Annotated in this window: 9 protein-coding genes; 3 read left to right on the plus strand and 6 right to left on the minus strand. The window is 62.8% G+C overall.

Annotation, left to right across the window (positions count from 1 at the left end; genetic code table 11):
* Positions 1-159 precede the first annotated feature (159 nt).
* A complete protein-coding gene (locus ACVI9W_RS24640; protein WP_461531584.1) occupies positions 160-4,254 on the minus strand; it encodes an autotransporter outer membrane beta-barrel domain-containing protein in 4,095 nt (1,364 codons plus the stop codon).
* A gap of 150 nt (positions 4,255-4,404) precedes the next feature.
* Between ACVI9W_RS24640 and ACVI9W_RS24645 the strand changes: the two genes are divergently transcribed.
* Positions 4,405-6,087 (plus strand): LuxR C-terminal-related transcriptional regulator, encoded by a 1,683-nt coding sequence (locus tag ACVI9W_RS24645; RefSeq protein ID WP_461531585.1) that lies wholly within the window; start codon positions 4,405-4,407, stop codon positions 6,085-6,087.
* An 18-nt stretch (positions 6,088-6,105) separates the two neighbouring features.
* Here ACVI9W_RS24645 and ACVI9W_RS24650 read toward each other — a convergent pair whose 3' ends face one another.
* From ACVI9W_RS24650 to ACVI9W_RS24670, 5 genes are read right to left on the minus strand one after another with little or no spacing between them, the layout of a single operon-like run.
* Positions 6,106-8,202, minus strand: coding sequence for an HlyD family efflux transporter periplasmic adaptor subunit (locus tag ACVI9W_RS24650; protein ID WP_461531868.1), 2,097 nt, complete (start codon positions 8,200-8,202; stop codon positions 6,106-6,108).
* Positions 8,202-9,542: an efflux RND transporter periplasmic adaptor subunit gene (locus ACVI9W_RS24655; protein ID WP_461531586.1), complete on the minus strand. Its 1,341-nt coding sequence runs from the start codon at positions 9,540-9,542 to the stop codon at positions 8,202-8,204. The genes ACVI9W_RS24650 and ACVI9W_RS24655 overlap by 1 nt, the downstream gene beginning before the upstream one ends.
* Positions 9,535-10,302 carry an efflux RND transporter periplasmic adaptor subunit gene (locus ACVI9W_RS24660; protein ID WP_157192627.1) on the minus strand — a complete coding sequence of 256 codons (768 nt, stop codon included), beginning with the start codon at positions 10,300-10,302 and terminating at the stop codon, positions 9,535-9,537. Before ACVI9W_RS24660 ends, ACVI9W_RS24655 begins: the two co-directional genes overlap by 8 nt.
* On the minus strand, positions 10,286-11,818 hold the full coding sequence (locus ACVI9W_RS24665) for a TolC family protein (RefSeq protein WP_461531587.1): 1,533 nt from the start codon (positions 11,816-11,818) through the stop codon (positions 10,286-10,288). The genes ACVI9W_RS24660 and ACVI9W_RS24665 overlap by 17 nt, the downstream gene beginning before the upstream one ends.
* A gap of 20 nt (positions 11,819-11,838) precedes the next feature.
* On the minus strand, positions 11,839-23,322 hold the full coding sequence (locus tag ACVI9W_RS24670) for a VCBS domain-containing protein (RefSeq protein WP_461531588.1): 11,484 nt from the start codon (positions 23,320-23,322) through the stop codon (positions 11,839-11,841).
* A 246-nt stretch (positions 23,323-23,568) separates the two neighbouring features.
* Between ACVI9W_RS24670 and ACVI9W_RS24675 the strand changes: the two genes are divergently transcribed.
* Together ACVI9W_RS24675 and aspT are read left to right on the plus strand one after the other, a co-directional pair.
* Positions 23,569-25,194, plus strand: coding sequence for a mechanosensitive ion channel family protein (locus ACVI9W_RS24675; RefSeq protein WP_461531589.1), 1,626 nt, complete (start codon positions 23,569-23,571; stop codon positions 25,192-25,194).
* Positions 25,191-26,873 carry an aspartate-alanine antiporter gene (gene aspT / locus ACVI9W_RS24680; RefSeq protein WP_461531590.1) on the plus strand — a complete coding sequence of 561 codons (1,683 nt, stop codon included), beginning with the start codon at positions 25,191-25,193 and terminating at the stop codon, positions 26,871-26,873. Before ACVI9W_RS24675 ends, aspT begins: the two co-directional genes overlap by 4 nt.
* Positions 26,874-26,909: the final 36 nt, after the last annotated feature.

A 26,909-nucleotide genomic window follows, 5' to 3' on the forward strand; every position in this document is an offset into this window, starting at 1 on the left:
GAAAGGATAGCCATGCCCTACAAAATCGGGAGGGGCCGTCAGCTTTTTTTTAAACGGGACTGCCAGGCTCCCGGTGGGAGCGAGGCTTGCCCCGCGATGCGATATATCTGACAGTTCGCAATCGCGGGGCAAGCCCGCTCCCACCGGGAGCCTGTGAGGCTAGAACTTGACCTTGATCCCGATCATCCCTTCGTAGCCGTGGCTATCGTTATCCAGCCCTTTTTCGTAGCCGGCAGAGACGTGGATCGTAGTCTTCTCGCTGGCTTGGTAGTCCACACCAAGGTTTACCTCAGTCCAAGTGCCGCCCAGATCAGTAGTGAAGGGGACAAAGCCGTCATTGGACGAGAACTCGGTTTTCGGTGAGCTTTTGAACTCGTGCCAGATGCTTGGGCGCACCCAGATGTTGGTGCGGTGCAGTTTGCCTTTGTCGTCCTCACGGAACATGTCTTTGTCGATGCGTACCCCCAGACGGCCTGTCAGCGAATCGACGTCTTCGTAGCGCACCTCGGAGGCGGCGTCGTGGCTGTCATTGATCTTGATCTTGCTGACAATCACCTGGGCTTGTGGCTCGATCTTCAGCGATTCGTCCTTGTTCAGCTTGAACGGATAACCGGCTTCCAGCGACGCGGTGATGCCTTTGCCCTTGGTTTTGAAGCGCGGCAGGTCTTGCGGGTTGGCCTGGATATCGAAGTGGTTGAATTGCAGCACACCGTCCAGGTACCAGCCTGCCGGGCCAAAGTGCGTCCAGTAGCCACCCAGGCCAACGGCGCGGACCTTGGCGTCGCCAGCGGCACTGCCATCGGTGTGGTCGATGTCACCGGCGATCTTGCCGGCGGACAGCGAGATCCCGGCCTGATCGGTACTGCCATCGGTGTCTTCACCGTGGTACAGGTCGATACCGACCTGGAACGCTTGCTGGCTGTAGTCATAGCGGCTGCCGTTGCTCAGGTCCTGGTCGCCCTGGCCGTAGATCAGGCGGCCCCAGCCCAGCGATGGGCCATAGTCGCTTTGCGCTTCGGCCGGGAGCGGGTCGACCGAGTTACGTACTTCTTCGCCCATACGTTCGTGCAGGGTGTCGACCAGCATGCGGCTGTAGCGCAGGGTCATGCCGGGGATGGCGCTGTACAGCGAGGTTTCCGGGCGGTAGTTGGGCACCTGAGGTGAAGGTTGAGTCGGATTGACGACGGGCTTCGGTGCTGGATCGACGGGTGCAGGGTCAACTGGAGTCGGATCAACCGGGGTAGGGTCAACTGGAGTCGGGTCAACCGGGGTAGGGTCAACTGGAGTCGGGTCAACCGGAGTCGGATCGACCGGAGTGGCATCTTTGGTCGAACGCAGGTACCAGGCCTGGGCATTGCTGTCGTCCAGGCTGGCGCGGTGCAGGGTGTACTCATACGGGCCAGCCTTGACCCGGCTGAGCAGTCTGAACGCTTGCTCCTGGGTGGTGCCGCCGTTGATTGCATCGACGACCTGGATACCGTTGCCTTGAGTCAACGCGCCGGGGCCTCCGGCGTTCTTGATCTGCAGGTTGCTGCTGCCGCTTGCCTGGCCGCCATCGATGACCAGTTTGTCGGAGGGCGATTGATCGTCATACAGGTAGGTATTGAGGGCGATGGTACCGTTGTTGCCCTGGTATTGATTGGCCGTGAGGGTCTTGTAGCTGCCACCGGAGGGCGCGCTGAAGTCGATCAGGCTGTTGTCGTTGCTCAGGCTGCTGAGGTTCGAGTTGCCGGTGAGTTTCCACAGGCTGGTGTCACTCATGCTCAGGTTCGAGGTGCTGCCCGATGCGGTGGTGGCGGCACCGTTGACCTGGGAGCTTGCCAGGTTGATGGTGGCCAGGCCCGCCTGGTTTGCATTGGCATCGACGTGCAGCCATTGGCCGCTGCCGCCTGCGATCACGTCCTCGAAGTTGATGTCACCGATGCCGTCCACGGCGACGGTCGCGCCGTTCTGGTTATGCAGCACCGTGCTGCTCAGGTCGGCCTGGCTTGCTCCAGCGCTGCTGCCTTGCAGGTACAGGGCGGCGGCATTGCTGCCAGCGGCGCTTACCGTCGACTGCTCGGCGCTGAGCTGGCCGCCGTCTTTGACCAGCATGCCATGGGCGTCGGCGCCCTGGGTGATGACGCTGGCCTGTTTGAGAATTGCCGAGCTCGGGGCGCTGCTGACCAGTACGCCATGGGCGCCGATGCCGCTGGTGCTGGCAACGCTGTTGTCGGCTTGCAACTGGCCGCCGCGTTCGGCCTGCAAGGCGGCCGAGTTGTCGCCGTGGGTGCGGATGCTGGAGTCCTTGAGCTCCAGGGTGGCGCTCAGGCCGTCCTTGAAGTTGCGGCTCACCCGGGCACCACTGGCGTTGGCGCCGAGGGTTTCGATCGTCACGCTGTTGGCTTCAAGCGAGACGTTGCCGGGTTTTGGGCCGCCGATACCGGCGTACAGGCCAATCGAACGAACGCCTTCAGTCTTCACCGAAACGCCGTTGAGTTGCATGCTGCCGCCATCATCCACGGCGGCACCGTAGGCCTGCTGGCCCTTGGTCAGAAGATGAGTGCCGTTGGCGATCAGCAGGGCGCCTTCATTGCGTGAGGCCAGGGCATGCGGGAAGGTCAGGTTGGACTGCACGGGAGAGCCGTCGCCGGAGGTGGTCACGGTGCCACCATTGAGGATCACGGTGGCGTTCTGGTTGGCGACCACGCCCATGGCATTGTCGTTGCCGGAGGTATAGACGTTGACGTTGTCGGCGGTGATCGTTGCGTTCCCGGCACTGATCCCGGTCGAGTAGTTGCCTTCGGTGCTGACACTGCCGTTGCTGATCTTGATGTCTGCGCCAGCGCCTGCGCTGATGCCATAGCTGGTTCTCTGCGAGGTGCGTACCTGGCTGTCACTGAGCACCAGGGTCGAGCCTGCGCCGTCTACCAGCACACCAGGCGACCAAGGGCCGATGGCGTTGATAGCGTCGACGGCAATCTTGCTTTGACTCACCTGAGCCTGAGCGCCGCCGGTGATGTTCAGGCCGATCGAGCGGGCGCCGAGTACCGAGATATCGCTGTCGGACACCACGGCCTGGCTGCCGGCGCCTTCGACTGACACGCCGTGGCCATAGGTGCCCCGGGCGGCCAGGACGCTATTGTCGATCACCAGACTGCCGCCGGCCATGGCCCTGGCCGCTGCGGCAGGGTTGCTGACAACGCCGCTGCCAGTGACGCTGACGTGGCTGTCTTTCAACGAAATGCTACTCGCTTCGGCGCGGGCACCGCCGACGTAGTTACCGCTGGCATTCACGATCAGGCCGCTACCGCTGATCTGCGAACCGCCCAGGGCGTGCAGTACCGCCGTGGTCGTGGTGGTGGTCGCCGCATTGGTGGAATTGAAGGTGCTGTCGCTCAGGGAAATTTCACTGCCACCTTCGGCACGGGCACCGCTGGCTGCTGCGCCGCTGGTGTTGACAGTGATGTCACTGGCGCTGATATGGCTGGCGCCTTCGGCTTTCAGGCCATGGCTGAAGTTGCTGCCGCTGGCGGCGCCACTGGCGGTGACGGTGGTGCCTTTGCTCAAGGTAATGCTGCTTGCGTCCTTGGCCAGTACGCCTATCGATCCTTTGGCCAGGGTACTGATGGTGCCGCCACTGAAGTTGATCGCGCTGCCTGCACCGCTGGCCAGCAGCGCCACATTGTTGGTACCGGCAGGGCTACCCATGCTGACCTGGCTGTTATCGAGGCTGACCACACCGCCATTCTGCGCGGTGACGCCGGTCATGTTGCTAGCAGTCAAGGGCACCCCAGGGGCGGACTGCGGGAGCATCTCGATACGCACACCACTGCCGCTGATCTTGCCGGCGTCAGCCAGCAGGCCTTTCTGGCCGTTGGCGGTAGCACCGGTCACGGCACCGTTGACGACACTGCCTTGCTCGAAGCTGATCTGCACGCCAGCAGCGGCTTTCACCCCGATCGCATTGGCCGCTTTCAGTATGACGCTGGAGCTGTCCGCAGCACCGCTGCTGATGCCGATGCCATTGGCCACGGTGACAGTGATAGGTGCAGGCACACCGAGCAAGCCCATCAGGGCAACGCGGCCGATGCTCAAGCCGGCGGTGGATGGTTGTGGTTCTTCGCGAAGTTCGGTCGCTACCACCGTGTCTTCTGCTTGCGCATCCTCGATGGGCAGGTAGCACAGACTGCCGAGGATCAGGCTGATGGCCAGGGCCAGACGGTTGTGTGCCAGGTGGTCCAGAGGCAGTGCACTTTCGTTGATGTGTTTCATGGCAACCTCCAAAAATGTATGGAGGAAGTTTCTGCCTAGGCAGCTATTTACTCTGTAGGAGTGGCCTTAGCCGTTTGTAGGAACTTCACTGAAGGCCGCGCTGGTCTAGGCTTGTTGATCAGGCCGGCGTGGCCTGCAAGGAGGCGCCCAATGAGTCGGGTTATGATCGTCGAGCCGCTACCGTTGTTGCGTCTGGCCATTGGCCAGGTGCTGCAACGCCTGGGGCACCAGGTGGTGGCCGAAGTCGAAAACGGTCAGGATGCGCTGTTGCACGCGCGCACTGATGCCCCGCAGCTAATCGTGCTTGAACTGGCGATCAGCGGTCTCGGCGGTCTCGACCTGATCCGCCGCCTGAAGCTGCGCGACCCGGCGCTGCAGCTGCTGGTGTACACCGGACAAAGCAGTAGCCATTTCGCCCGGCTGTGCGTGCAGGCCGGGGCGGACGGGTTTGTCAGCAAGCACGATGAGCCGCTCGAGCTGGAACGGGCATTGAGCGCCGTGGTGCATGGGCGCCGCTACTTTCCCCGGGACGCGTTGAATACGCCGGCCCCGGTGGGTGGCAAAGAGCTCGACACGTTGTCGGCGCGGGAACTGACGGTGCTGGAGCTGATCAGCGAAGGGCGCTCCAATCAGGCCATCGCCGAGCAGCTGTCGATCAGTTACAAGACGGTCAGCACCTACAAAACCCGACTGCAGGAAAAGCTCCAGGTCGATTCGCGCCTGGCGTTGGCGACCATCGCGCAACGCAATGGCATCGGCCAGTCGGGCGTGATGACGCCGGTCGAACCTGAGCTGCAAGCTGAAATGCTGCATGAGCCGGCGCAACAAACACTGTTGCGGGCCATGCTGGACGCCTCACCCAATCCGATGTTCGTGCGTGACCGGGAGGGTCACTTGTTGATGTGCAATCAGCCGTTTCTGGCGCAGCACCATACTTCCCGGGAGCGGGTGCTGGGTGGGCGGCTGACGGACGCCTTCTGGTTCACGCCCGAGCAAGGCCGTACCCACCAGGCCCGGTATGAAGCGTTCATCGAAAAAGGTGAACCGTTCAGTTCGCAGAGAACCTTCGAGTTCCTTGGCGAGCCGCATTTTCTGCAGTACTGGGCTGAACCCTGGCGTGATGCCAGTGGCAACGTTGTGGGTATGGTGGGCAGTTTTGAAGACCTGACGGACCGGCAGATCCTCCTGGGTCAATTACGCGATGCCCACGAACAAGCCCGGGCCAGGTACCGGGAAATCACCGGTTTTGCCCGGGTGGTCCATGAGGATCTGAACGAACCGCTGCAGCGCCTGCAATCCGGCCTCGGCAGCGTGCAATTGCCGCTTTCCGGCCAGGTCGCCTTGCAGCGCTTGAGCCTGCGACTGCAACAATTGGAGCAGTTGGTCACTCTGGATCAGTTGCGCCCACCGCTGGTGCCGGTCCAGCTGGACATCGTTCAGTGGGTGGAAGCGCGACTTGCGGCTTTCAATGCGCAGTTGCCTGCCGGTGGGGCAATCTCGACGCTGGCCCTGGAAGGGGTGACGACCAGGCAGTTGTGGATCGATGGCGAGCGTCTTGGCATGTTGTTCGACAGCTTGATCCGGCACCTGAGTGAGGAAGCCGTGCAAGCCCCCCTGCGCATCAGCCTGGCCACGCGGATGCAGGTCACTGGCGTGGTCACCCTGAACCTTGCGGTAACGCTCTTTCAGCCCCTTGCCCACCGCCAAGGCATTGCCTTGCAACTGTGCCGAAATCTGACTCAGTCGATGGACGGCAGCTTTCGCGACGTCCACGAGAACGGCGAAACGGCGTTTCTGATCGAACTTGAATGCCCCGCAGCACTGCCAGCCTGAGTGCTGCGGGCAGTCCCTTCAGAATCCGCTCTCACGCAGCAGCACCGCCGCCACATGCACCAGTCCCTCGCCCAGCCAGCTGCGGCGCTCGCCGGCAATCTGCAACCTGCCGCGGGTTTCGCGCAGGGCAGGCGGGGCGCCGTCGAGCTGAATCAGCACATGAAACAAGGGCGGGGTGGGCAGTAACTCCTTGCCACGGCTGGCAACCGTCAACGGCCCGCCATAGCGTGAAGCGAGCATGGCGTGGTGCAACTGGCTCACGCGGGTGCTGCCGATGGCCAGTACGGTGCCGTTGATCGGGGTGGGTTGCCCTTCGGGGTAGAAACGCACGGCGCCGCCCTGTACCAGGTGTTGCACTTCATCCTGGTCAACGTAGGCATCCACCTGCCAGCGGCTGGGATCAATCAGAATGCCGATCGGCTCACGGCTGTGTATCCACTGGCCAGGTTGGCGGTTGCGGTCCAGGTCCAGCCATTGCCCGGCGAAAGGTGCCTGCAAGGTCAAGCGCTTGATCTCCGAACGCGCCGCACGGGCTTCTTCGAATTGCACATCGAGGCGCTGGCGTGTGGCGATGGCCTGGTCGGCCCCTGACGGGTCGGCAATCAAACCACCGAGCCGGGCCTGGTAACTCCTGGCGCTGGCTTCGCTGCTGGACAGCCGTGAGGCAATATCCGGCTCATCGAGCGTGACCAGGGTTGCCCCGGCCACCACCGGGCCTGCCGGATGCAGGGCCTGCAAGCGTGCCGGGTAGGGGGCGAAGACACGCAACTGGTGTTCGGCGCGGGCCACGCCCAATGCCTGGACCTGAGTGCGCCAGGGCACTGCCAGTAACAGCAACAGCAGCGCTGCGACTGCCCACCAGGTGCGTCGATGGCGGGTGTTGATGCCTTCACGATGGCTCCACCAGTACTTCAGCTCGCGCCAGACCGGCATGACAATGAACCAGGCCACCTCGACGGCAAACAGCAGGATCCCCAGCAGCTTGAAGAACAGCAGGTACACCGCCACGGCAATGCCCAGAAACAGCACCAGGCGATAGACCCAGGTGACCATGGCGAAGGCCACCAGTGCCCGGCGTTTGCCGGGGCTGAAGGCTTCCGGCCAGTCCTCGTCAAGGCCCAGCAGCACCCGGCGCAGGGTCACCCGGGCCAGGGCCGAGGAGCGTTCGTGCAGATTGGGGAAGTCGAGCAGGTCGGAGAGGATGAAGTAACCGTCGAACCGCATGAAGGGGCTGGCATTGAGCGCCAGTGACAGTACCCAGCTGGTGGTGGCCAGGTAGAGCAGGGCGTTGCGCAGCGGACCGGGGTCGGACAGCGCCCAGCCCAGCGTGGCCAGCCCGGCCAGGGCCAGTTCGGTGATGATGCCCGCCGAGGCGATTGCCAGGCGCTGCCTGGCACTGCGCAGCTTCCAGCTCTCGCCGGTGTCGGTATAGAGCATCGGCCACATCACCACGAAGGCGATGCCCATATGGCCTACGCGTAGCCCCAGGCGTGTCGCCACCAGGGCATGCCCCAGTTCATGCAGGGTCTTGGCCAGCGCCAGAGCGATGGCAAAGCTGACCAGGCCGGACGCTGAGAAAGACTCCACTACCGCGGTGGTGAAGCTATCCCACTGTTGCAATACCAGCAGCACGCCGGTGATTCCCAGTAGCAGCACCAGTACGCCAGTCAGAGGCTGGAACAGCCAGTCGAGCTTGTGCGCCAGCCACTGTAGATGCTGTTGCGGACGCAGCAGCGGCACACGGAAAAACAGGTAGTGGTGCAGCCACCAGCGCCAGCTCAACCAGGCATTGTCCTGGCTGCGAGCCGCCAGGCGGGCAAGGGCCTCGCGGCCGGGACGCAACAGTTGATGGTTTTCCAGAAACTGACGAAATTCGACGATTTGCTCGACGTCCGGGCGCAGGGGTGTTTCTGCGTGAATCGCCCGGCAGATGTCTTCAGGGCTGTGCTCCCAGCGCAGCAGACACTCGAACTCCAGCCAGCCAATGCGGTAAAAGCGGTTGACGACGGTGTCCTGGATTACCCAGGCCGGCTCGCCGTTGCTGTCCGGCGCGCTCTCCAGCAGGCGCAGGTCTTCGCGCAACGGTGGTGGCGGCAGCTCGGCCGCATTGGCGATCACAAGCCGCTCCATGCCCGCAGCGCGGCGAAGGGCCGGCGCAGCAGGTAATAACCCAACACCACACGTTCACCATACAGGCGCGCAGTACCGTGCAGGCCCAGCCGCGCGTGTTCGGGCTCGCCGTCAATGCTGGCGAGCAAACGGTAGGCCACCACACCTTCTTCATTGGCCTGTGCCTGGTAGCTGGTTTCCAGCACTTTGCCCTTGAGCGGGGTCAAGGGGTAGGCGGTGAGGAACAGGGTGACTTCGGCGCCCGGCTCCAGGGCGATGGCATCGGCCACCGGTAACTGGATGAGCATGGCCGGCTGTTTCGGTTCGGCAATCAACAGAATGCGTTCGCCGGTGGACACCGGTTTGCCCAGCCAGTCGTTGGGGTCGCTGTACACCGCCACACCTGCCCGCGGCGCACGTACCTGGGTGCGCTGCAATTGTGCTTTGACCGCTGCCAGTTCCGCGCGGCGTTGCTGCACCCGGCCATGCAGCAGGGTCAGTTCGCTTTTGCTTTGGGGGTTGTCGAAGGCCCGCTGGCTGGCCGCCATCAGTTCGGCGTCGGCGACCGCCACTTCCTTGCCTAGCACCTCGGCGCGGCTGTTGAGGGTAGTCTCGTCCAGGCTGAACAGCGGTGTGTCTTTTTCTACCGGCTGATTGGGCCGTACCTGCATGCTTTGAATCACCCCATCAATGGGCGAGCTGATGATCATCGCTTCGCGCGAGACGATCTCGGCCGGCGCCAGAGCGGTTTGCCGGACCGGCACCAGCAACAAGGCCACTGCCACCGCCAGGGCCAGCAGCAACTGGCGCTTGCCGGGCCGCCAGCGCAACAGTCGACGTTGCCTGGCAAAGCTTGCCCAGCAGTGCGCCCAGGTGCGCCACAGCCCTTCGAACAAGGGTTGCAGGGCAGGTGCCGGTGCGGCGTCGAGCAGAAACAGCACCAGGCCCAGGCGCTGACCGTCACGGTCATGCAGCGGAATACACCACAAGCCCTTGGGCCACCATTCGGCCCAGCCTTCGTCGATGTCCGCCGGCGGGGTGACCGCATCGCGGCCCAGCCAATGCGGTTGATCGCCATCGAGTTGCGTTGCAAGCCAGCGCACGGCGCGCTGCAGCCAGACCAGATAGGGCGAGTCTTCGCTGGGGCGGGCAAGCCCCGACACGCATAACAGCTCCAGGCTTTGCCCCTGTTGCTGGAGCACCAGGGCCTGGTGGTACTGCAACAGCGGATAAGGATCATTGGCGATGGAGAAACCCAGCGCATTCAGTGAGTCGGCGGCCAGGGCGCGGTCGCGCAGGGCTGCGATGGCCAACAGCAGCTGCGGGTGCGGTAGCGGCTCAGTCATGGGCGCGCGGGAATCGGGCAGTGCCGCTCATGCCGGCAATCAGCTCTGGATGAGCGGCATCCAGCCGGGCCTCCAGCTCCACGGTCTGGGCCACGGCGTCGACCCGGGCATTGATGGCGCTGACATGGGCCGGGTAGGCCTTGCCGGTTTCGAGGATATCGACCTCCAGCGCCTGGTTGTCCTTGAGCCTGGGCAACAGGTTTGAAGGTACGTTCAAGCGAACCTTCAGGGCGCCATCACTGACCAGGTCGAACAGCGGCGTGCCGGCCGCCACGGTCTGGAACGGCTTGGCATGCACCTTGGCCACACGCCCGGCAAAGGGCGCCTGCACCACACAGTAGCCGCTCTGTGCCTGGGCCAGCGCGCGGGCGCCGTCGGCTTTTTGCAGTTCGGTGTTGGCCATGGCCACCTCCAGATCACCGACGGCATCCAGTTTGCGTAAATTACGCTTGGCGTCGAGGTTCTGTCGGGCCATGGTCAGCTCGGCGGCGGCGACCCGCGAACGGGCCTGGGCCTCGGCACAGTCGAAACGGGCCAGTACGGCATCTTTGGCCACTGTCTGGCCAAGGCTGGCCTTGAACTCGCCGAGGGTGCCGCTCATCTGGCTGGAGAGGGTGGTTTCCAGGCCGGCGACCAGCAGCACACGGATCGTGCCGGGGTCATCGGCGTCATGGGCTGGCGCGGTGTCTTCGGCCAGGGCCGGGGTAAGAACCAGGGACAGGATCACTGCGAGCAAACGGCGCTCAGGGCTGTATGGCATTCTGCGTTCCTTGCGTGCTGACGAGTAGGTTGGCGTGTTCCTGTTCATCCAGGGTGCGCTGGATCTCCCGGGCCAGGGTCTGGATATCGTGTTGTTCGATCTGTTGCGGCAGCGTGTCCAGGCCTACCGAGTTGTACAGCCGGCCCCAGGCCGCCTGGGCGCTGGAGTAGGCAGCCTCGCGCTGGTAGCGCGAAAGCAGGTAGCGGCCTTCGGCGCGGATCACCTCAAGCTCCGAGCCGTAGGAGGTGGTGCGCGCTGCTTGAGCGTAGCTCAACAGACTCTGGTCGACCTGCAGGCTCTGGTCGGCAAACTCCACTTCCTGGCGCGCCAGTTGGTAGCGCAAGGTGCCCACCCGCACCTGGGTAAGAATCGCCATGGACAGTGCCACCCGGCGCATGTCGTCGGTCTTGGTCTGCGATTCGGCGGCGCTGTTGAGCGAGGGCAGCTGCAGCAGGCGCAACAGGTTCATTGACACTTGCAGTCCGGTTTCAGACCAGCCGCTGTTGTAGAGGAACTTGTTGGAGTCGTACTTGTAGCCGTAATCCAGGCTGACGTTAGGCCATAACTGCGCCTTGGCGATCTTCAAGTCATTCTCGTTGACCCGTTTGCGATACCACTCTTCCATGATTTCCGGGCGGTTTTTCAGCGACATCAGCTCAAGTTTGTCGATGTCCTGAGACACCTGCGGCAGCGTTGGTTCGACCTCGTCGGCCAGCACCAGACGCGAGCCCGGTGGCAGCGACATCAGCGCCGACAGTTCGGCGCGGGCAAACTCCAGGTCCTGGCGGCGCACGGTCAGCAGGTAAATGGAGTCGAGCAGGGCACGCTGATAGGCCAGAATCTCCTGGCGTGGCAACAGCCCTTTGCTCTCTGCCTGTCGCGCTGAGAGCAAGGCCTGGTGGGTGCGCACCAGCAGGTGATCGACCTGCGGCATCAGGCGCTGGGCGCTGAGGGCGCGCCAGTAGGCATTGCGCACATCCTGCAGAACGTTCTGCGCGACTTTGCGTCGGCGCTCCTCGGCCATGAGGATCTGATCGCTTTTCTGCTGGGTGCGGTAATAAGCCACGCCAAAATCCAGCAGGCTCCAGCTCAGACCCAGCCCATAGAGTTCGCGATAGCGTTCTTCGGAGGTGGACGCGCGCAAGCTTTCCTGGCGGTCCTCGATACCGATGGAGGTACCCCCGGAGTCATTGTTACGCCCGGCGTAACCCGCCGAGGCCACCAGCCGCGGCAGCATCTCGTGGCTGGAGACATCACGCAGGTCGCTGGCCAGCGCGCTTTCCATCAGTTTGAGGCGGTAGTCCAGGTTGTATTTCAGGGCCCGCGCGGCCGCTTCGTAGAAGGTGATGGGTTTGGTGACCGGCTCCTGATTGGCATACATCTGCGCCTGGTCGCGGATGATCCGCTGTCGGGTTTCATCCTCGGTGTACTCATGCGGTTTGGTCGCGGAACATGCGGCCAACAAGAAGGTGGAGGCGATGGCCGTACTGAACAACGTTTGCGGCAGTCTTGGCATAGTCAGTCCTTGGTCTTTGCTCATTCGCGGGTACGGTTATCGAGCGCGCGCAAGCGTTCGGCGGCTTCACGCAACTGAGCGCGGAAACCGGACGCGATGCGCGCTTCGGAAGGTGGCGGTAGCTGTGTATCTCCCTGGGTGAGGTGCGCGGCATCGGTGGCGAACACCGACGGGTCGGGCAGCAGGCCATCGGCACTGAGGTTGATGCGCGATTGGCGCCCGAGGATCCAGGCCATGTCGCTTTCACTGGCCTGACGACTGCCTTGTACCGCTCTGGCGACAAACTGGCCGGGAATCAGGCCAAGGCGCTGGTTCAAGGTTTCGCTGAGAATCTCGGGAGTGCGGCCGTAGCTCAGGTTACTGCCGTCGGCCTGCCAGCCGGAGAGTTCGAGGAGACGCTCCTGACGCTCGACCACCGGGCCGATGAACACCACCGGATCGACGTCGGGTAGCGGCAGGCGCTGGAACGGGTCATCGCTGTCACGGCCGAAGAAAGGCCCGGCCGGGGCCGGGATGAAGGGCGCGGCGATGTCCAGGGTGATGGTCAGTTGCGCAAGGTCAGTGGCGCCGGCGCGGTCGCTGAGGGTGTAGGTGAAGACATCCTGCAGGACCCGACCGAGTCCGGCAGCCGCCAGCACTTCAGGGTTGTTCAGGTCAATGCTGTAGGTGTAGCTGCCATCGGCGTTGATCACCAGGGTGCCGTAACGTCCGGCCAGCGGCTGGCCAACCGTACCCACGGTGCCGCTGCCGGTTTCAGCGCCGGTACGAATGCCGCTCACGCTCAGTTGCTCGTCGGCATCGACATCACTGTCATTGGGCAGGACGTTACCGGTGGCTTGTGGCGACGGAGTCTGGTCACTGGCGACGTTGCTGTCGTCGCGGGCGACAGGGGCATCGTCGGCGCCCTGGATCAGTACGTTCAGCCGCGCTTCGGACTCCGCCCCGGCGGTGTCGCGCATGCGGTAGGTGAACACTTCGCGCAAGGTTTGCCCAGCCGTGCGCAGGGCCTGCACCGTTGGATTGGCGTTATCCAGCAGGTAGCTGTAGCTGCCGTCGGCATTCAGTACCAGGCTGCCATAACGGCCGATCAGCACCTGGCCGGCCAAGGCGTTGTTGCCGGTTTCGCTGGTTACCGACAGCACCTGGCGGGTTTCGCCCAGGGCTGTGCTGTCGACGTCGGTGTCGTTGTCGAGGACATTGCCACCGGGGTTGAGCCCCGGAATGTTGTTACCGACGCCACCGGCTTCAATGGCAAGGGTGTCATCGTCGACGGCAATCGGCGTGTCGTTACGACCGTCGATGGTGATGCGCAGTTGCGCGGTGTCATCAGCCTGGTGGGGGTCGACGACGGTGTAGGTGAAAATGTCCACCAGCACCTGGCCACTGGTGCGCAGGGCCTGGACCGCTGCCAGGCTGTTATCGACGGTGTAGGTCCAGCTACCGTCGGCGTTCATTACCAGGTCCCCGTACAGCCCGCGCAACGTGGTGCCCAGGGTGCCACTGGTACCGGTGCCTGTCTCGCTACCGGTGCGGATGGCCGACACCCTCAGCACATCGTTCTCAAGGTCGCCATCGTTGCTCAGCACATTGCCACTGGGGTTCAGGCCCGGTGTGGCGTTGTTCAGGCCGCCGGCCTCGATGGCCGTGACGTTATCGTCAAGGCCATCGGGTGCATCGTTGCGGCCAATGATGATGATCGACAGCTGGGCAAGGTCGGTCAGGCCGCCAAGGTCGGTGACTTCATAGGTGAAGTGCTCGACCAGGGTCTGCAACACGTCCAGGGCCAGTATCGCCGGATTACTGGTGTCGATGGTGTAGGTGTAACTGCCGTCGGCATTGAGCACCAGCGTGCCATACAGGCCCTGAAGGACATTGCCGACCGTACCGGCAACCCCGGTGCCGACTTCGGGGCCGGTGCGGATAGCTGTGACCGTGAGTTGATCGCCCTGGTCGACATCGCTGTCGTTGGGCAGCACGTTGCCGCTGGGGTTGAGCACCAGACCGTCGCCGTTGTCGGCTACGCCGATATTGACGTTGTCGCGGGCCACCGGTGCGTCCCAGGCTCCCTGGATGATCAAGTTGAACTGCGCGGCATCCTCGGCGCCAGCAGCGTCGCGCATACGGTAGGTGAAGGTTTCCTGGAGCGTATCACCGGGCTTGAGGGCCTGGACCACGGCCAGGGTATTGTCGACCTGGTACTGATAGTCGCCATTGGCGAACACCGTCAAGGTGCCGTAAGTACCACGGATAACCTGGCTGCCATTGACCGCAGTGAAGGTGCCGCCAGCCGCTTCGCTACCGGCGCGGATACCGTTGAGCGTCTTGCTGTCGCCGGCGTCGACGTCGCGATCATTGCTCAACAGGTTACCGGTCGGATCTATGCCTGCCGTGCCGTTGTTGGTGCCGCCGGCTTCCACCGCCACTGCACTGTCGTTGACAGCATGCGGGTTGTCGTTACGGCCCTGGATGGTGATGGTCAGGGTCGCGGTACTGGTTGCCCCGGCCAGGTCGCGAATGGTGTAGGTGAACGATTCGCGCAGGGTGTTGTTGGCCGTGCGCAGGGCTTGCACCAGCGGGTCATCGTTATCGACCAGGTAGGTGTAGCTGCCATCGGCATTGAGGATCAGGCTGCCGTACTGTCCGGCAAAGCTGCTACCCACAGTGCCGCTGCTCGGACCCTGAGCCACACCGATAACGCTCAGGGTTTCGCCGAAGCGGTCGACATCAATGTCGTTGCTCAGCACATTGCCGCTCGGGTTACTGCCGGGGGAGCCGTTGTTCAGGCCTCCGGCCTCTACCGCGAGGGCGTTATCGTTGTTGGCCACCGGCGCATCATTGCTGCCGCGGATGGTGATGGTCAGTAGCGCGGTGTCGATGGCACCGGCGGTATCGATAATGCTGTAGTTGAACGTCTCGATCAGACTGTTGCCTGGCCGTAGCGCCTGAACCTGCGGCATGCTGTTGTCCAGGCGGTAGCTGTAGCTGCCGTCGGCATTGAGCGTCAGCCAGCCATAGGTGCCGCGCAATTCGCTGCCCAGGGTACCTGCGGTACCGGCGTTCTCGATGGCACCGGTGCGTACCGAGACCACCGCCTTGGTTTCGCCGTAGTCGACCGGATCGCCGGCACCGCCGTCGACATCGCTGTCATCGTCGAGCACATTGCCGGTCGGGTCGACGCCGCCGCTGCTGTTGTTCACGCCGCCGGCTTCGAACGCTTCAGCGCTGTTGTCAGTGGCCACCGGATTGTCATTCTGGCCACGAATGACGATCACGATCTGCGCATCGTCGAACTCGCCATTGCTGTCGGTGACCCGGTAGGTGAAAACCTCGACCAGCAAATCGTCCACCCCGCGCAGGGCTTGCACCTCGGCGTTGTCGTTGTCGATTACATAGCTGTAGGTGCCATCGCTGTTGATGGTCAGCGCACCGTATTGGCCATTCAACGGCGTGCCGACCGTCCCGGCCTGGCCGGTGCCACCTTCAGGGCCTGTCCGTATCGACGTTACGTTGACCGGGTCGCCGTCAGGATCGACAAACGTCACTTGCCGCCCCGGGGCCGGCGGTACGCCGGGGTCCACACCCGGGGTGCCGTTATCGATGCCGCCTTTTTCGGTCGCCAGCGAGACCGAGTCCTGGGCATGCGGCGGGTTGTTGGCGCCGCGGACGATGATCACCAGCTGGGCGGTGTCGGTCAGCCCGGCCGAGTCGACGATCTGGTAGGTGAAGATGACATTCATCGTCGCCCCGCGCGCCAGGGCAATGATGGCGGGGTTGTCGCTGTTGACGTCAAAGCTGAATGAGCCGTCGGGGTTGATGGTCAGGGTGCCATAGCTCACCGGGCTGGTTACTGGCGTGCCATCGCTGAACTGGGCAAAGGTTGCATCCAGCACAACTGCACCGCCGCTCACCGTGGTCAGTACGCCACCGGCAGTTTCGGGGCCGTTGCGCACGCCGTTGACCAGCAGCACGCTGCTGGGACGGTCGGCACGGTCCACATCAAGGTCGACGCCGTTGCCGCCTGGCTGATTGATACTGCCCGGGCGGCTGGGAAACAGAATCACGTTGCCGACCGGATTGCTCTCAGGGTCGGCATTGCTGGCCCCGGCCTGGGCAGTAGCCTGGTCGTCGCTGGCCACCGGGTTGTCGTAGTTGCCGACAATGGTGATGCGCAACTCGGCCAGATCGTTGAGCCCCAGCGCATCCGAGACCTGATAACTGAAAAACTCGGTCAGGGTGTCATTCGGGCCAAGGCGCTGCACTGCTGTATTGCTGTCATCAATGACGTAGGTGTAGGTGCCATCGGAGGATATGGTCAGTGTGCCGTAGGTACCAATGACGTTGACGCTGCCACCCGCAGGTACAGGGGTCAGTGCGCCGCTGGCCAGTTCACGCAAAGGCCGTATACCGGTTACCGATATGCGCTCGCCATAGTCGATCAAGTCGCCCGGGCCGCCATCGACATCATTGTCGTTGGCTAGCACATTGCCGCTGGCGTCAGCCCCAGGTACCGGGAATCCGTTGGGCGGGTTGTCGCCGGGGTTAGCATTGCCAGTGTTGTTGACGCCGCCTTTTTCTCTCGCAGTGGCGGTGTCGTTCTCGGCGTCCGGGGCGTCGTTGGCGCCCTGGATAACCACGGTCAGGATGGCGTTGGACTGCAGCGGGTCGCCACCCAGGCCAATGTCGGCGATGGTGTAGTTGAAAATCTCTTGCAACCGGTCGCTGTTCTGGCGCAGCGCCTGCACCTCGGCGTTGGTGTTATCGACAATGTACTGGTAGGTACCATTGGCCTGGATCACCAGTTTGCCGTACTTGCCGATCACTTCGATCGAGCCCAGCGCTGGCACCCCCATCACCACGCCCAGCGGTGAGGTAACCGACACGACGTTGAGAATGTCGTTATTGCTGGCGATGTCGACATCGGTGTCGTTGTCCAGCAGGTTGCCTCGTGGGTCAACACCCTGCAGGCGGTTGTCGGTACCACCGGCCTCGACCGCGGTGGCGCTGTCAGGCTGCGCCTGTGGAGCGTCGTTGACCGGGGCGAGGTTGATGACCAGAAAGTCCCGGTCGGTACGCGCATCGCTAGGCTCTCCCGGCACACCGTTGCCATCGAAATCGCCATAGTTGCCCTGGTCATCGCTGATGACTTCGAGGAAATCGCTGCCGTTGAAGTCCTGATTACCCAGGTAGCTCAGTCCGGCCAGTGCTGCATTGATGTCGGCGATTCGCCCCTCTAGCTCAAGCGTTGGGGAGCCTGCGCCGGTCACCAGGACCCCGGTGGTCGGGCCGGTGAGTGTCAAGGTGCCGTGGGTGACCGTGAGGGTCACCTTGATGATGCGGCCGGCGACGTTCGGATTACGTTCGGCATCGACATCACTGACGCTGATCCCGGGGATCGCCAGCGGCGTGTCCTCAAAGCCGGGCTGAAAGCCGGGAAGGCTGTTGACCGGAGCGTCATTGACCTCGACATAGCCTGAGTTTGCCTGTTGAGTGGCGCCTTCGCCCAAGGTCACGCTGACCTGGCCGAGCGTCCCGTTATCAGTATCGATGCGCATGCGCAGCTCGCCGAACTGGCTGATGCTGTTGACCGTGGTCGGCGCATCCAGGCGGTACAGGCCCGAGGGCAGTACGCCAAAGGTGAAGCGGCCGTTGCTGTCGGTGGTGGTGGAGAAGGTCTTGTCGTCGGCATTGCCGAGCACGCCATCGTTGCCGGCCCAGATCAGGTTGATCGTCTGGTTTGGCACCGCCAGTTCGTAGGCGGGTGTGCCGGGCAGAGGGTCCGGGTCGGGGGTGGCGTCATTGGGGGCCGTGGCGGCCGTGCCGGTATCGTTCCACAAGGTGCCGCTGATAATTCCAAGGCCGGCACCTTCACGCAGGACGTAATTGTTCAGGGTACTGGCGTCCGGACCTGGGCCATCGACACCGGTTCGTTCGCCGCTGTTGCCACTGTCCGCGCCGACGATGCTACCGCCCCAGCTGGTGAAGGTTTCCGGCAGGCTGCTCCAGGTCAGGCTGGCATCGCTGCTGGCGATGCTGGTGCCATTGGGCACGTCGACCGAATACACCACGCTGACCTGGGTGCCGACATCGATCCGGGCGATATCCACACTCAGGCCGCCGCTGGTACTGAAGGTCACACCGGCTGGCAGGTTGCCTGGGCCATAGGTGGTGCCGCCAATGGTGATGCTGATCAGGTTGTAGTTGCTGCCAGTGGGGAAGCCATCAGTCAGGTGCACGTCATACGCCGGCAGGCCGCCGCTGGCGGTAAAACTGACGGTGACCGTGGCGTTGCCCAGCGCACCGCCCGGGTTGGGGGTGAAGTCGGTGACCTGTTTGTTCAAACCGCTGAAGCCAGCTTCGACGATGCGCTCGGTGAGGATGTCGCTGGTGGCGCGTATGTTGCCGTTGACGCGGTCCTGGATGCTGGCGCCAAGCACAACGCCCGCCTGGTTCTGGACGATGTTGCCGACCCGGGCACTGAATTCCAGCACAATGCCTTCCAGGTCGTCATCGTTACCATCGTCACCACTGCCGTGGGGGCCGTTGGTGATGTCGCCCAAGATGAGGGTGACGGTCTGGTTGCCGTTACCATCGGTGCCCAGTTGCACATACTTAGCGTTGAGCACCCCGGTGGGGGCAGCACCGGAAAGATCCGGGCTGATGAACTGGGCTTCGGGGCTGTTTTCGTTGCCGATGATCTGCAGGGTTCCGCTGGTGATCAGGTCGGTCAGGCTGGTCAGCAGCCCGCCATCGGAAATAAAACCGATGCGCAGGGTGCTCAGGTCTGCCAGGGTCAGGCCTTGGCCGAGGGTGATCACCAGTTGGTAATTGGGGTTGTTGCCCTCGGGCACCAGCACAGTGGCGCGATAGCGGATGATTTCACCGATAGCGACTGTCTCTTGCAGGGCATTGGTCGGGTTGGGGGCGCTGGTGTCGGACAGGCCGCCGACGCGGGAAAACTTGATGCCTTGTGCCACCGGGATGACCAGCAGGCTGTCGCGGCGGTAATCGTTGAGCACGCCGCTGTTGAGCCGGCCGTCCTCGCCGGTGCGCTCGCCGGCCGGATCGGCGCCGCCGCTGCTGGTGCCGTTGAGGCTGGTCCAGCGGACTTCGGCCTGGTTGTCGAACTGCGCCACCGAAGCCCCGCTGGCATTGACCACGCCGGAAATCCGTATGACCACGGTGCCACCTTTGGCAATGTCGACGTTGCCGGTGTTGACCAGGGTGCGGTCGTTCGGATCCAGGCTGAAACTGCCGGTGATATTGGTGCTGACGCCATTGACCGTGTAGATCACGCTGACCAGGGTCAGCTGGTCCAGCTCGCTCGGCAGCACGCTGTTGAAGGCAATGTCGAAGGCGTCGTAGTCGCTGCTGGCCGAGCCGTTGCTGATGGTGATGCTGTAGTCGACCGGGTCACCCAGGTCGAAGCCCAGTCCCGGCGGGGTGATTAACTGCTGATCCAGCTGCAGGGTCGGCTCCTGGATGGTCACGCTGGGCTTGCTGCCGGTCACGGCTACGTCGCGGTTGATCGGCGTGCTGCCGTTGGGGGTGTCACCGTCAGGGTCGCTGTAGCTTAGCGTGGCGTCATTGAGGCGCACGGCGCTGGTCTGGTTGCTGGCGACGTTGCTGGCCACCAGGCGCAGACGAATCACGAAGCTGTTGTTGCCGGTGTTGTTGTCACCGCTGGTGCTGGCGACGGTGAAGACAAACCGCGCATCGACACCATCGGCCCCGAGGGTGCCGGACGGTGCGCTCAGGCTGCCAACCGTAATCGTACCGCCGAAATTCTGCGCCAGAACGCCACCGGCGGTGGTAATCAGCAGGTAGCCCTGGTTGTTGAAGGTGGTATCAAGGCGCATGCCCGGTGGGATCAGGTCATCAATGCGCAGGTTCTGCGTGGTGCCCTCGGGCAGGGTGACGACGATGTCATAGAGCATGCTTTCGCCCACCACCAGGTTTGCACCGGTGGTGTGGCTGGCGCTGGAGTCGCTGTCGTCGAGGCTGCCCCCGGCATAGGTCTTGGTGATGCCGGGGGCGGCTACCTGCTGGTTGGCCAGGTCGCTCAATGGCGTGGCGCCGAGGAAGTTCTGCCCGCCCTCGGCACTGGCGTAGGCGGTCAGCTCGGCATTGCTCTGCAGGGTTGCGCTGGCGGCAATGGCCGAGGCGACGGTGACGTCATAGGTGATCACCACAAGGTTGGCGCCGCTGTTGTCGGCAGCGGTGCCCGGACGGCCGGCGAGCAGGGCGCCGACACCTGGGGCATCGATGAAGGTAATGGTGTTGGTGGCATTGTCGACGGTGTAATGCGTGCCTGCGATCAGCCGTGTGCCATCGCCACGGTAGATCAGCAGGTTGGCCGCGGACAGGCTGCCGCCGACAAAGGAAAGGCCAGGGGGCAGGGTGATGCGCGTGCTGACGTCATAGGCGTTGCCGCCACCGTGGTTCTCGATGGCGGTCGCCAGGCGCAGGCGATCATTGGCATCGATTCCGCTGACATTGCCGTTGACGGCATTGATGTCAGTGATGCTGCCGTTGAACGGCACGCCGGTGCCACCGGGCGCGTTCCAGCTGCCGGTGGTGCCGGTCACCGTACCGTGGCTGGTGGAGACCACACCATGGCTGATGGTCAGCACCGGCTCGGCGACCGAGGCGATCAGGGTCACGTCATCGGTGGTCAGCAGTACGCTTTTGTCCAGGGTGCGGGTCTGGCTCGACTCACCGAGGACGTTGAAGGCACGCTGGTCGGCGAACGGTTGGTCGCTGACTTTGAGGGTGAAGTCTATGGCGATACGGCTGCCATCGACGCCCGGATTGACATAGTCGGCGAAGGTGAACACCAGCGAGTTGCCGGGGCCGAGGGTGACTGAAATCGGGCTGTTGGGGTTGGTGTTGCCGGTGGCCAGGCGCCAGATGCTGTTGAGGTCGACACCGCTGAGGTCGAACAACGGCAGTGGCAGGTAGGCGGTGAGCTTGAAGTTCTCGTAGTCGCCGGTTATCAGGTCATAGCTCAGGCGGAAGGTGACGCTGTCACCCGGACGCAACTCGGTGCCGGGGGCAGGGGCGCCATTGCCGTTGAGGTCGGCCAGGTCGATCTGCACCTGGCTGGTGGGCACGCGCGAGAGCGTGCTGGAGCTATCGCTCTGGTCGAAACCGCTGAGGTTAAGCGGGTCGAGCAGCACGGTCGCAGTGGTGGTGGCATTGTTACCGAGCGGGTCGCCTTCGTTGATTTCACTGTGCGGAGCACCAGCCGGCGGCCTATAGCTCTGGCCGACCGTGGCCTGGTAACTGATGACCGCCATGGTGGCACCTTGAAGCAGATCATCGAAGGCCAGGTCGCCATTGAGCCAGCCACGGCCGGAGAAGGCATCGCGCATAGTCTGGGCAATGTCGAGGACCATCGGGGTGCTGCCATCGGGAGCGGTGTTGCCAACGCTGATCGTCAAAGGGATGGTCTGAGTGAAGCCGTTAACAGTGATGGTCAGGGTCGCGGTGCGGCCGACCAGGGTCTGACCGTCGGTCAAGCTGTCGGCGATGACGAAACTGCCGTTGCCAAGGAATGTCTTGCCATAGGCGAAGTAGTCCGACAGGGCGATGTTCAGGGTGTAGGTGAGCGTGTCACCGGGGGTTATTCCGGCTGCACCGCCGTCAACGGTGACGGTGACCTGTTTTTGCAGGGTGATGGATTTGGCCACGAAGCTGACATCCTGCCCCTGGCCATCGAACTGGATCTGGCCGCTGGTGGCATCGCGCGGGTCTAGCGGTTGCCAGTTGCCCGTCGCGCTGGGGCCGTCAAAGGTGATGGTGACATCATCGCCCGTTATCGGGTTGAGGATAGGCGTACCGGTGGAATCGTCATCGGGTACGAAGAACTGCACATTGGTGCTGGTCGGGGCGGTAAGCGTCGGGTAGCGGACGCTGAACTCGCGGATATACAGGTCGTTGCTCAGGTCGCTGTCGTTGTTGCGCGCGAGGATGGCCTGGATCAGGGCCGGATCGCTCACCGCACGGCCATCGTAAAGGGTGATAGAGGCCAGGGTGCCACCACCACCGGGGGTGATGGCGGTGACGATGACATTATTGGGCACTGGTTGAACGATCACCACATTGGTCAGGGTCTGCGAGTCGGCCGGAGTAATGGTGACGTCCAGGTCACGCTTGAAGTTCGGGCCAGTTGCTGTTTCACCTTCCGGCGTCGTGACCACTTGATCGACAATAATGACTGTCGGGTGCACCACGTAGCTGTCGGCATTGGCCGAAGGTTCCAGGATGCTCGGGTCGGTGGCCGGGTTGTTCAGCGAGTCATTGCCATACTGGAAGCCGCTGCGGGCGCGGATGGTCAGGTCCGGGGTCGATCCGGTAAACGAAAAATCGGTGTCGGCCAGGTTGCTCAGCGTCGCCGTGACTTGAATCGGGATTGCCGGCTGGCCTTGGCTGACACTGGCAAATGGCAGTTCCACCACCACCATCTGATCACCGGCCCGCATGCCGAAGTCGGCCGCATTGATGATCAACGGCTTGCCATCGCTACCGACGGCCAGCGGGTGGCTGGCCTGGCCATTGGCGTCGAACGTCAAGACATGGGCGGTCAGCGTCTGCCCCAGGTACGTGGCTGAAACAAAGGTAATGCCGTCATCTATCTCGGCCCCGGCACCGTCCTTGCCGGTGGCCGGAAAGAACAGGTCGACAAAGGGCGCATAGCCGGTGTCGCTGCTGCTGTTGGTGAAGGTCACGGTAAATGTGAAGGTATTGCCCAGCAACACCTCGGTACCGCCGGACAGCTCGGTGCTTGGGCCGGCAGCCAGCAGTCGGTCGTAACCGGCCATGGCTGTGGCAGACAACGCCGTGGCTTTGTCGATCGTGCCGCGGGTCACTTCCAGGGTCCAGTCGCCGCCGGCGCGGGCACTGCCGGTATCGTCGCTGGAGGCGCCGACATCGGCACCGGTCCAGCGTGACAGTTCGTCGACCAGGGTACGACCGTCGCTGCCTGCGCCCACCTTGCAGCCGTACAGCTGAATGTCGGCGCCCTCGCTCAAGGATTGGCCCCACTGGCTCAGCGGTTGGGAAAACTGGCCGATGTTGTCGGCGCTAAGGGTGGTCTTGCCGAGGGTGAACTCGCCGGAGGCACCGTGGGAGAGAATCTGGATCGAATCGACCTGACCAAGTTGGGCCAACGCAGCAGAAATCGCCGCCAGACCATCCTGGTTGGCCTCCACTACCAGCACCTGAACGTTGCCCGGCAGGTTTGCGGTGAGCTGCTCACGGCCTTCGATGCGACTGTCGAGCACCAGCAGGTGCCGGGCGGCAGAGGGCTGTTGGCCGGGTTCGCTGCGGGCATCGGCGGGGGTGGCGTGCGCGGCATTGGCATCGGCGCTGTCGCCATTGTCCTGATGCTGCTGATCTGCCGCAGCGGCGGCAGCGCCGTCAAACAGGATGCGCGGTTCCAGCGCCAGTGCCTGACGCTGGGGTTTGAATGCGGTAGGTACAGCAGAACGGGTCTGGGTCGTCATGTCCACATCATCACTCTGAGCCCTTGGCGAGGGCGGACCGTCATAGTGTTAGCCATGCAAATACCAGCCCCTGGAACCTGTCCCTGGGTGGGCTGACATCGCTGGATAATAAAAATAGCCTAGTTGTTTTTTTTGTCACTGTAGGGAGTAGCTGAAAGAACCGTCCTACAGCGGTTTGCTGAACAACAGGTACAAGCGCAGAACCACGTCTACCCTGACTGAGGGATTCAGGCAGGAGCAAGGGACATGTGGAAAAGGGTAAAGCGCTATTTGGGTGTTTTGTTCCTGCTATGGACGGTTGTTCACTACCCCGCCAATGCCGCGCAGGATACTGCCGAAAACCTGGCGCCAGCGGCCGAGCTGAAAGTTGCCAACCGCAGCATTATTACCTTTCACGCAAGCCTGCTCGGCGAAGCGCCTGCGGCGCGGGCACAGCGTGCGCAGGCCGTGATCAACGAAATGCTCAACGGCACCGAAGACCCGCTCGTGCGCCTCGATACCATTCAGGACAGCTACCTGGTGCTGCTGGGTGAACGCCGTGCGTTTATCGTCACGCCCAAGGATACCGACCCTGAAACATCGGTTGCCGACGCCGCCGCGCAAGCGGCGCAACGCCTGAAAAAAGTGGTAGAGGAGTCGCAACAGGCCCGCAGCGTACGCTTTCTGTTGACCGCCGGGGGCATGAGTGCGGTGGCAACCTTGCTGTTTATGGGTCTGCTGCGTCTTGCCGGCTTCGTTCATCGCAAACTGCTCTCACAGTTACCCAAACGCATACGCCGTCATCACGATGTGCTCAAAGTAGGTGAAACCCCGCTACTGGATACCAGCAACCTGTTTCCGCTGATCAGGCGCCTGCTGGCACTGGTGTACTGGACCGTGGTGCTGCTGCTCACCTACGAGTGGCTGACCTTTGTTCTGCAGCGCTTTCCTTACACCCGACCCTGGGGTGAAAGCCTTGATCACTACTTGCTGAACCTGCTCCGGTACGTGCTTGACGCCATCGTCAGCGCGATTCCGGGGCTGGTCATCGCCCTGATGATCTTTTTTATCGCACGCGGGATCAGCGCCTTCAGCAAGCGCGTGCTGGAACGACTGTCGCGGCCCGGGACCATCACCTGGCTCAATCATGAAACCTTGCAGCCGACTACGCGCTTGACGTCGCTGGCCATCTGGCTGTTTGCCCTGGCGATGGCCTATCCCTACCTGCCGGGCGCTGGCACCGACGCATTCAAGGGGTTGTCGGTGCTGGTCGGCCTGATGATTTCCCTCGGTGCTTCGAGTGTGGTCGGGCAAGCGGCGGCAGGGTTGATCCTGACCTACACCCGGACCTTGCGTCCCGGCGAGTTTGTGCGCATTGGCGAGCATGAAGGCACGGTGACCGAGCTTGGGATGTTTACCACCAGTATCCGCACCGGCCTGGGCGAGGTCTTGACCATTCCCAATTCGATGATCACCGGGGCGGTGACCAAGAACTACTCGCGGGTGGTGCAAGGCGCCGGGTATGTGGTCGATACCGTTGTCACCATTGGCTACGACACGCCCTGGCGCCAGGTTGAAGCCATGTTGCTGGAAGCTGCGCAGCGCACCCCGGGGATTGTGCCAATTCCTGCCCCTCAGGTGTTTCAGACGGCACTTTCGGACTTTTATCCAGAATATCGCCTGGTCGCCCAGGCCGTGCCCAGCGAGCCACGGCCACGTGCCGAGTTGTTGAGCATGCTGCATGCCAATGTCCAGGATGTCTTCAATGAGTACGGTGTGCAGATCATGTCGCCGCACTACCTCGGTGATCCGGAGCATGAGAAACGCGTACCCAAGGAGCGCTGGTTCAGCGCCCCCGCGCAGGAGCCCAGTGAGAAAGGAGATCGGCAATGATCGATTTTGTCCTCCATGCACTGCGCTCCAACCCCGAAATAGCGGTATTCCTGGCCATCGGCCTGGGTGTGCTGATTGGCCGCATCCAGCTAGGCAGTTTCCATCTTGGGTCGGTTGCCGGGGCGCTGCTGATGGGGCTGGTCATTGGTCAGATCGGACTGGATGTGCCCCATGAGCTGAAATCGGTGTTTTTTGTGCTGTTCATCTATGCCGTTGGCTTCAAGAGTGGTCCCGAGTTCTTTAGCTGCCTGAACAGCAACAGCTTGAAGTTGGTGCTGTTCTCCGTGGTGCTGTGTGCCACCGCGCTGGGGGCGATCCTGATGATGAATGCGATTTTTCATTTCGACGCAGGGTTTACCGCAGGCCTGGGGGCGGGAGCCCTGACCGATACCGCGATCATGGGTACTGCCAGTAGTGCCATCGCCCAGCTGCCGCTGGACGATGGCGCGAAGAATCAGCTGTACAGCCATATGGCGATTGCCTACGCAATCACCTATCTGTTCGGCACCATTGGTTTGATTGTCTTCGTTGGCACCATTGCCCCGAAGCTGCTCGGTGTAGATCTACGCACTGCTGCCCGGGAGCTGGAACTGGAGCTGGGTATTGCCAGCAACGAAGACATCATCAGTGTTCCCTACACCCGTATCGTGGCCCGCGCCCATCGTGTGACGGAGCGGACGCACGGCGTGTCGGTCGCGGAGTTCGAGCAGTGCCACGCCAACCTCAGTATCGAACGCGTGGTACGCGGTGACCAGATCCATGAGCGCGACACCGGCATGTTGCTGCGCCAGGGCGATATTGTCGGGGTCTATGCCTTGCGTGAAGACGTCGGTTCGCTGACTCAGTGGCTGGGGCCGGAAATCGATCACCCCGAGTCGTTGTCATTTCCTACACGTACGGCCGACATTGTGCTGACCAGTGACGCCCTGGCCGGCAAGACGATTCACCACATCAAGTCAGCGCTGATCGGCTCCGATCGCATGGGCTGTTTCATCAATACCATTACACGACAGGGCCTGGAGCTGCCGTTGTTGCCCAATACGGTGTTGCGCAAAGGGGATGTCATCTCCCTGACCGGGCGCACATCGGGCGTCGTCGCGCTGGCGCAGCAACTGGGGCGGATCCGCGAACGTAGCTACAAGAGCGATATTGCCGTGCACAGCCTGGGCATGGTGGTTGGCGCATTGCTGGGCATGCTGTCGACGCACGTGGGGATGATTCCGGTTGAGCTGGGTGTGGGTGGCGGAGTGTTGCTGGTGGCCTTGCTGATCGGCTGGTACAACTCCCGGCATCCAGAATTCGGTGCCTTGCCGCCAGCGGCCCAGTGGGCGTTTTCAGAGTTCGGGCTGACCGCATTCGGTGCCGTGGTAGGGCTATTGGCGGGGCCGGCCGCCATTGCTGCAATGCAAAGCCAGGGAATGGCCTTACTGGTCTCGGGCGTCGTCGTGACCTTGTTGCCGCCGCTGGTCTCGCTGTACTTCGGGCGTTATGTCCTGCGCTTGCACCCGATGGTGCTGTTCGGCGCATTGGCTGGTGCGCAGACCGAAGCTGCGTCGATGAACAAGATCATCGAACAGTCCGGGAGCAATACGCCGGTCATCGGTTTTACCGTCTGCTACGCCATTTCCAACGTGCTGCTGGCCGTTTGCGGCCCGATCATCGTCTATGTGGCAAGCTGATTCGCTGCAGGACATAAGGCGAGACAGGGGGACGCC

It is taken from the genome of Pseudomonas sp. 210_17 TE3656 (assembly GCF_054821965.1).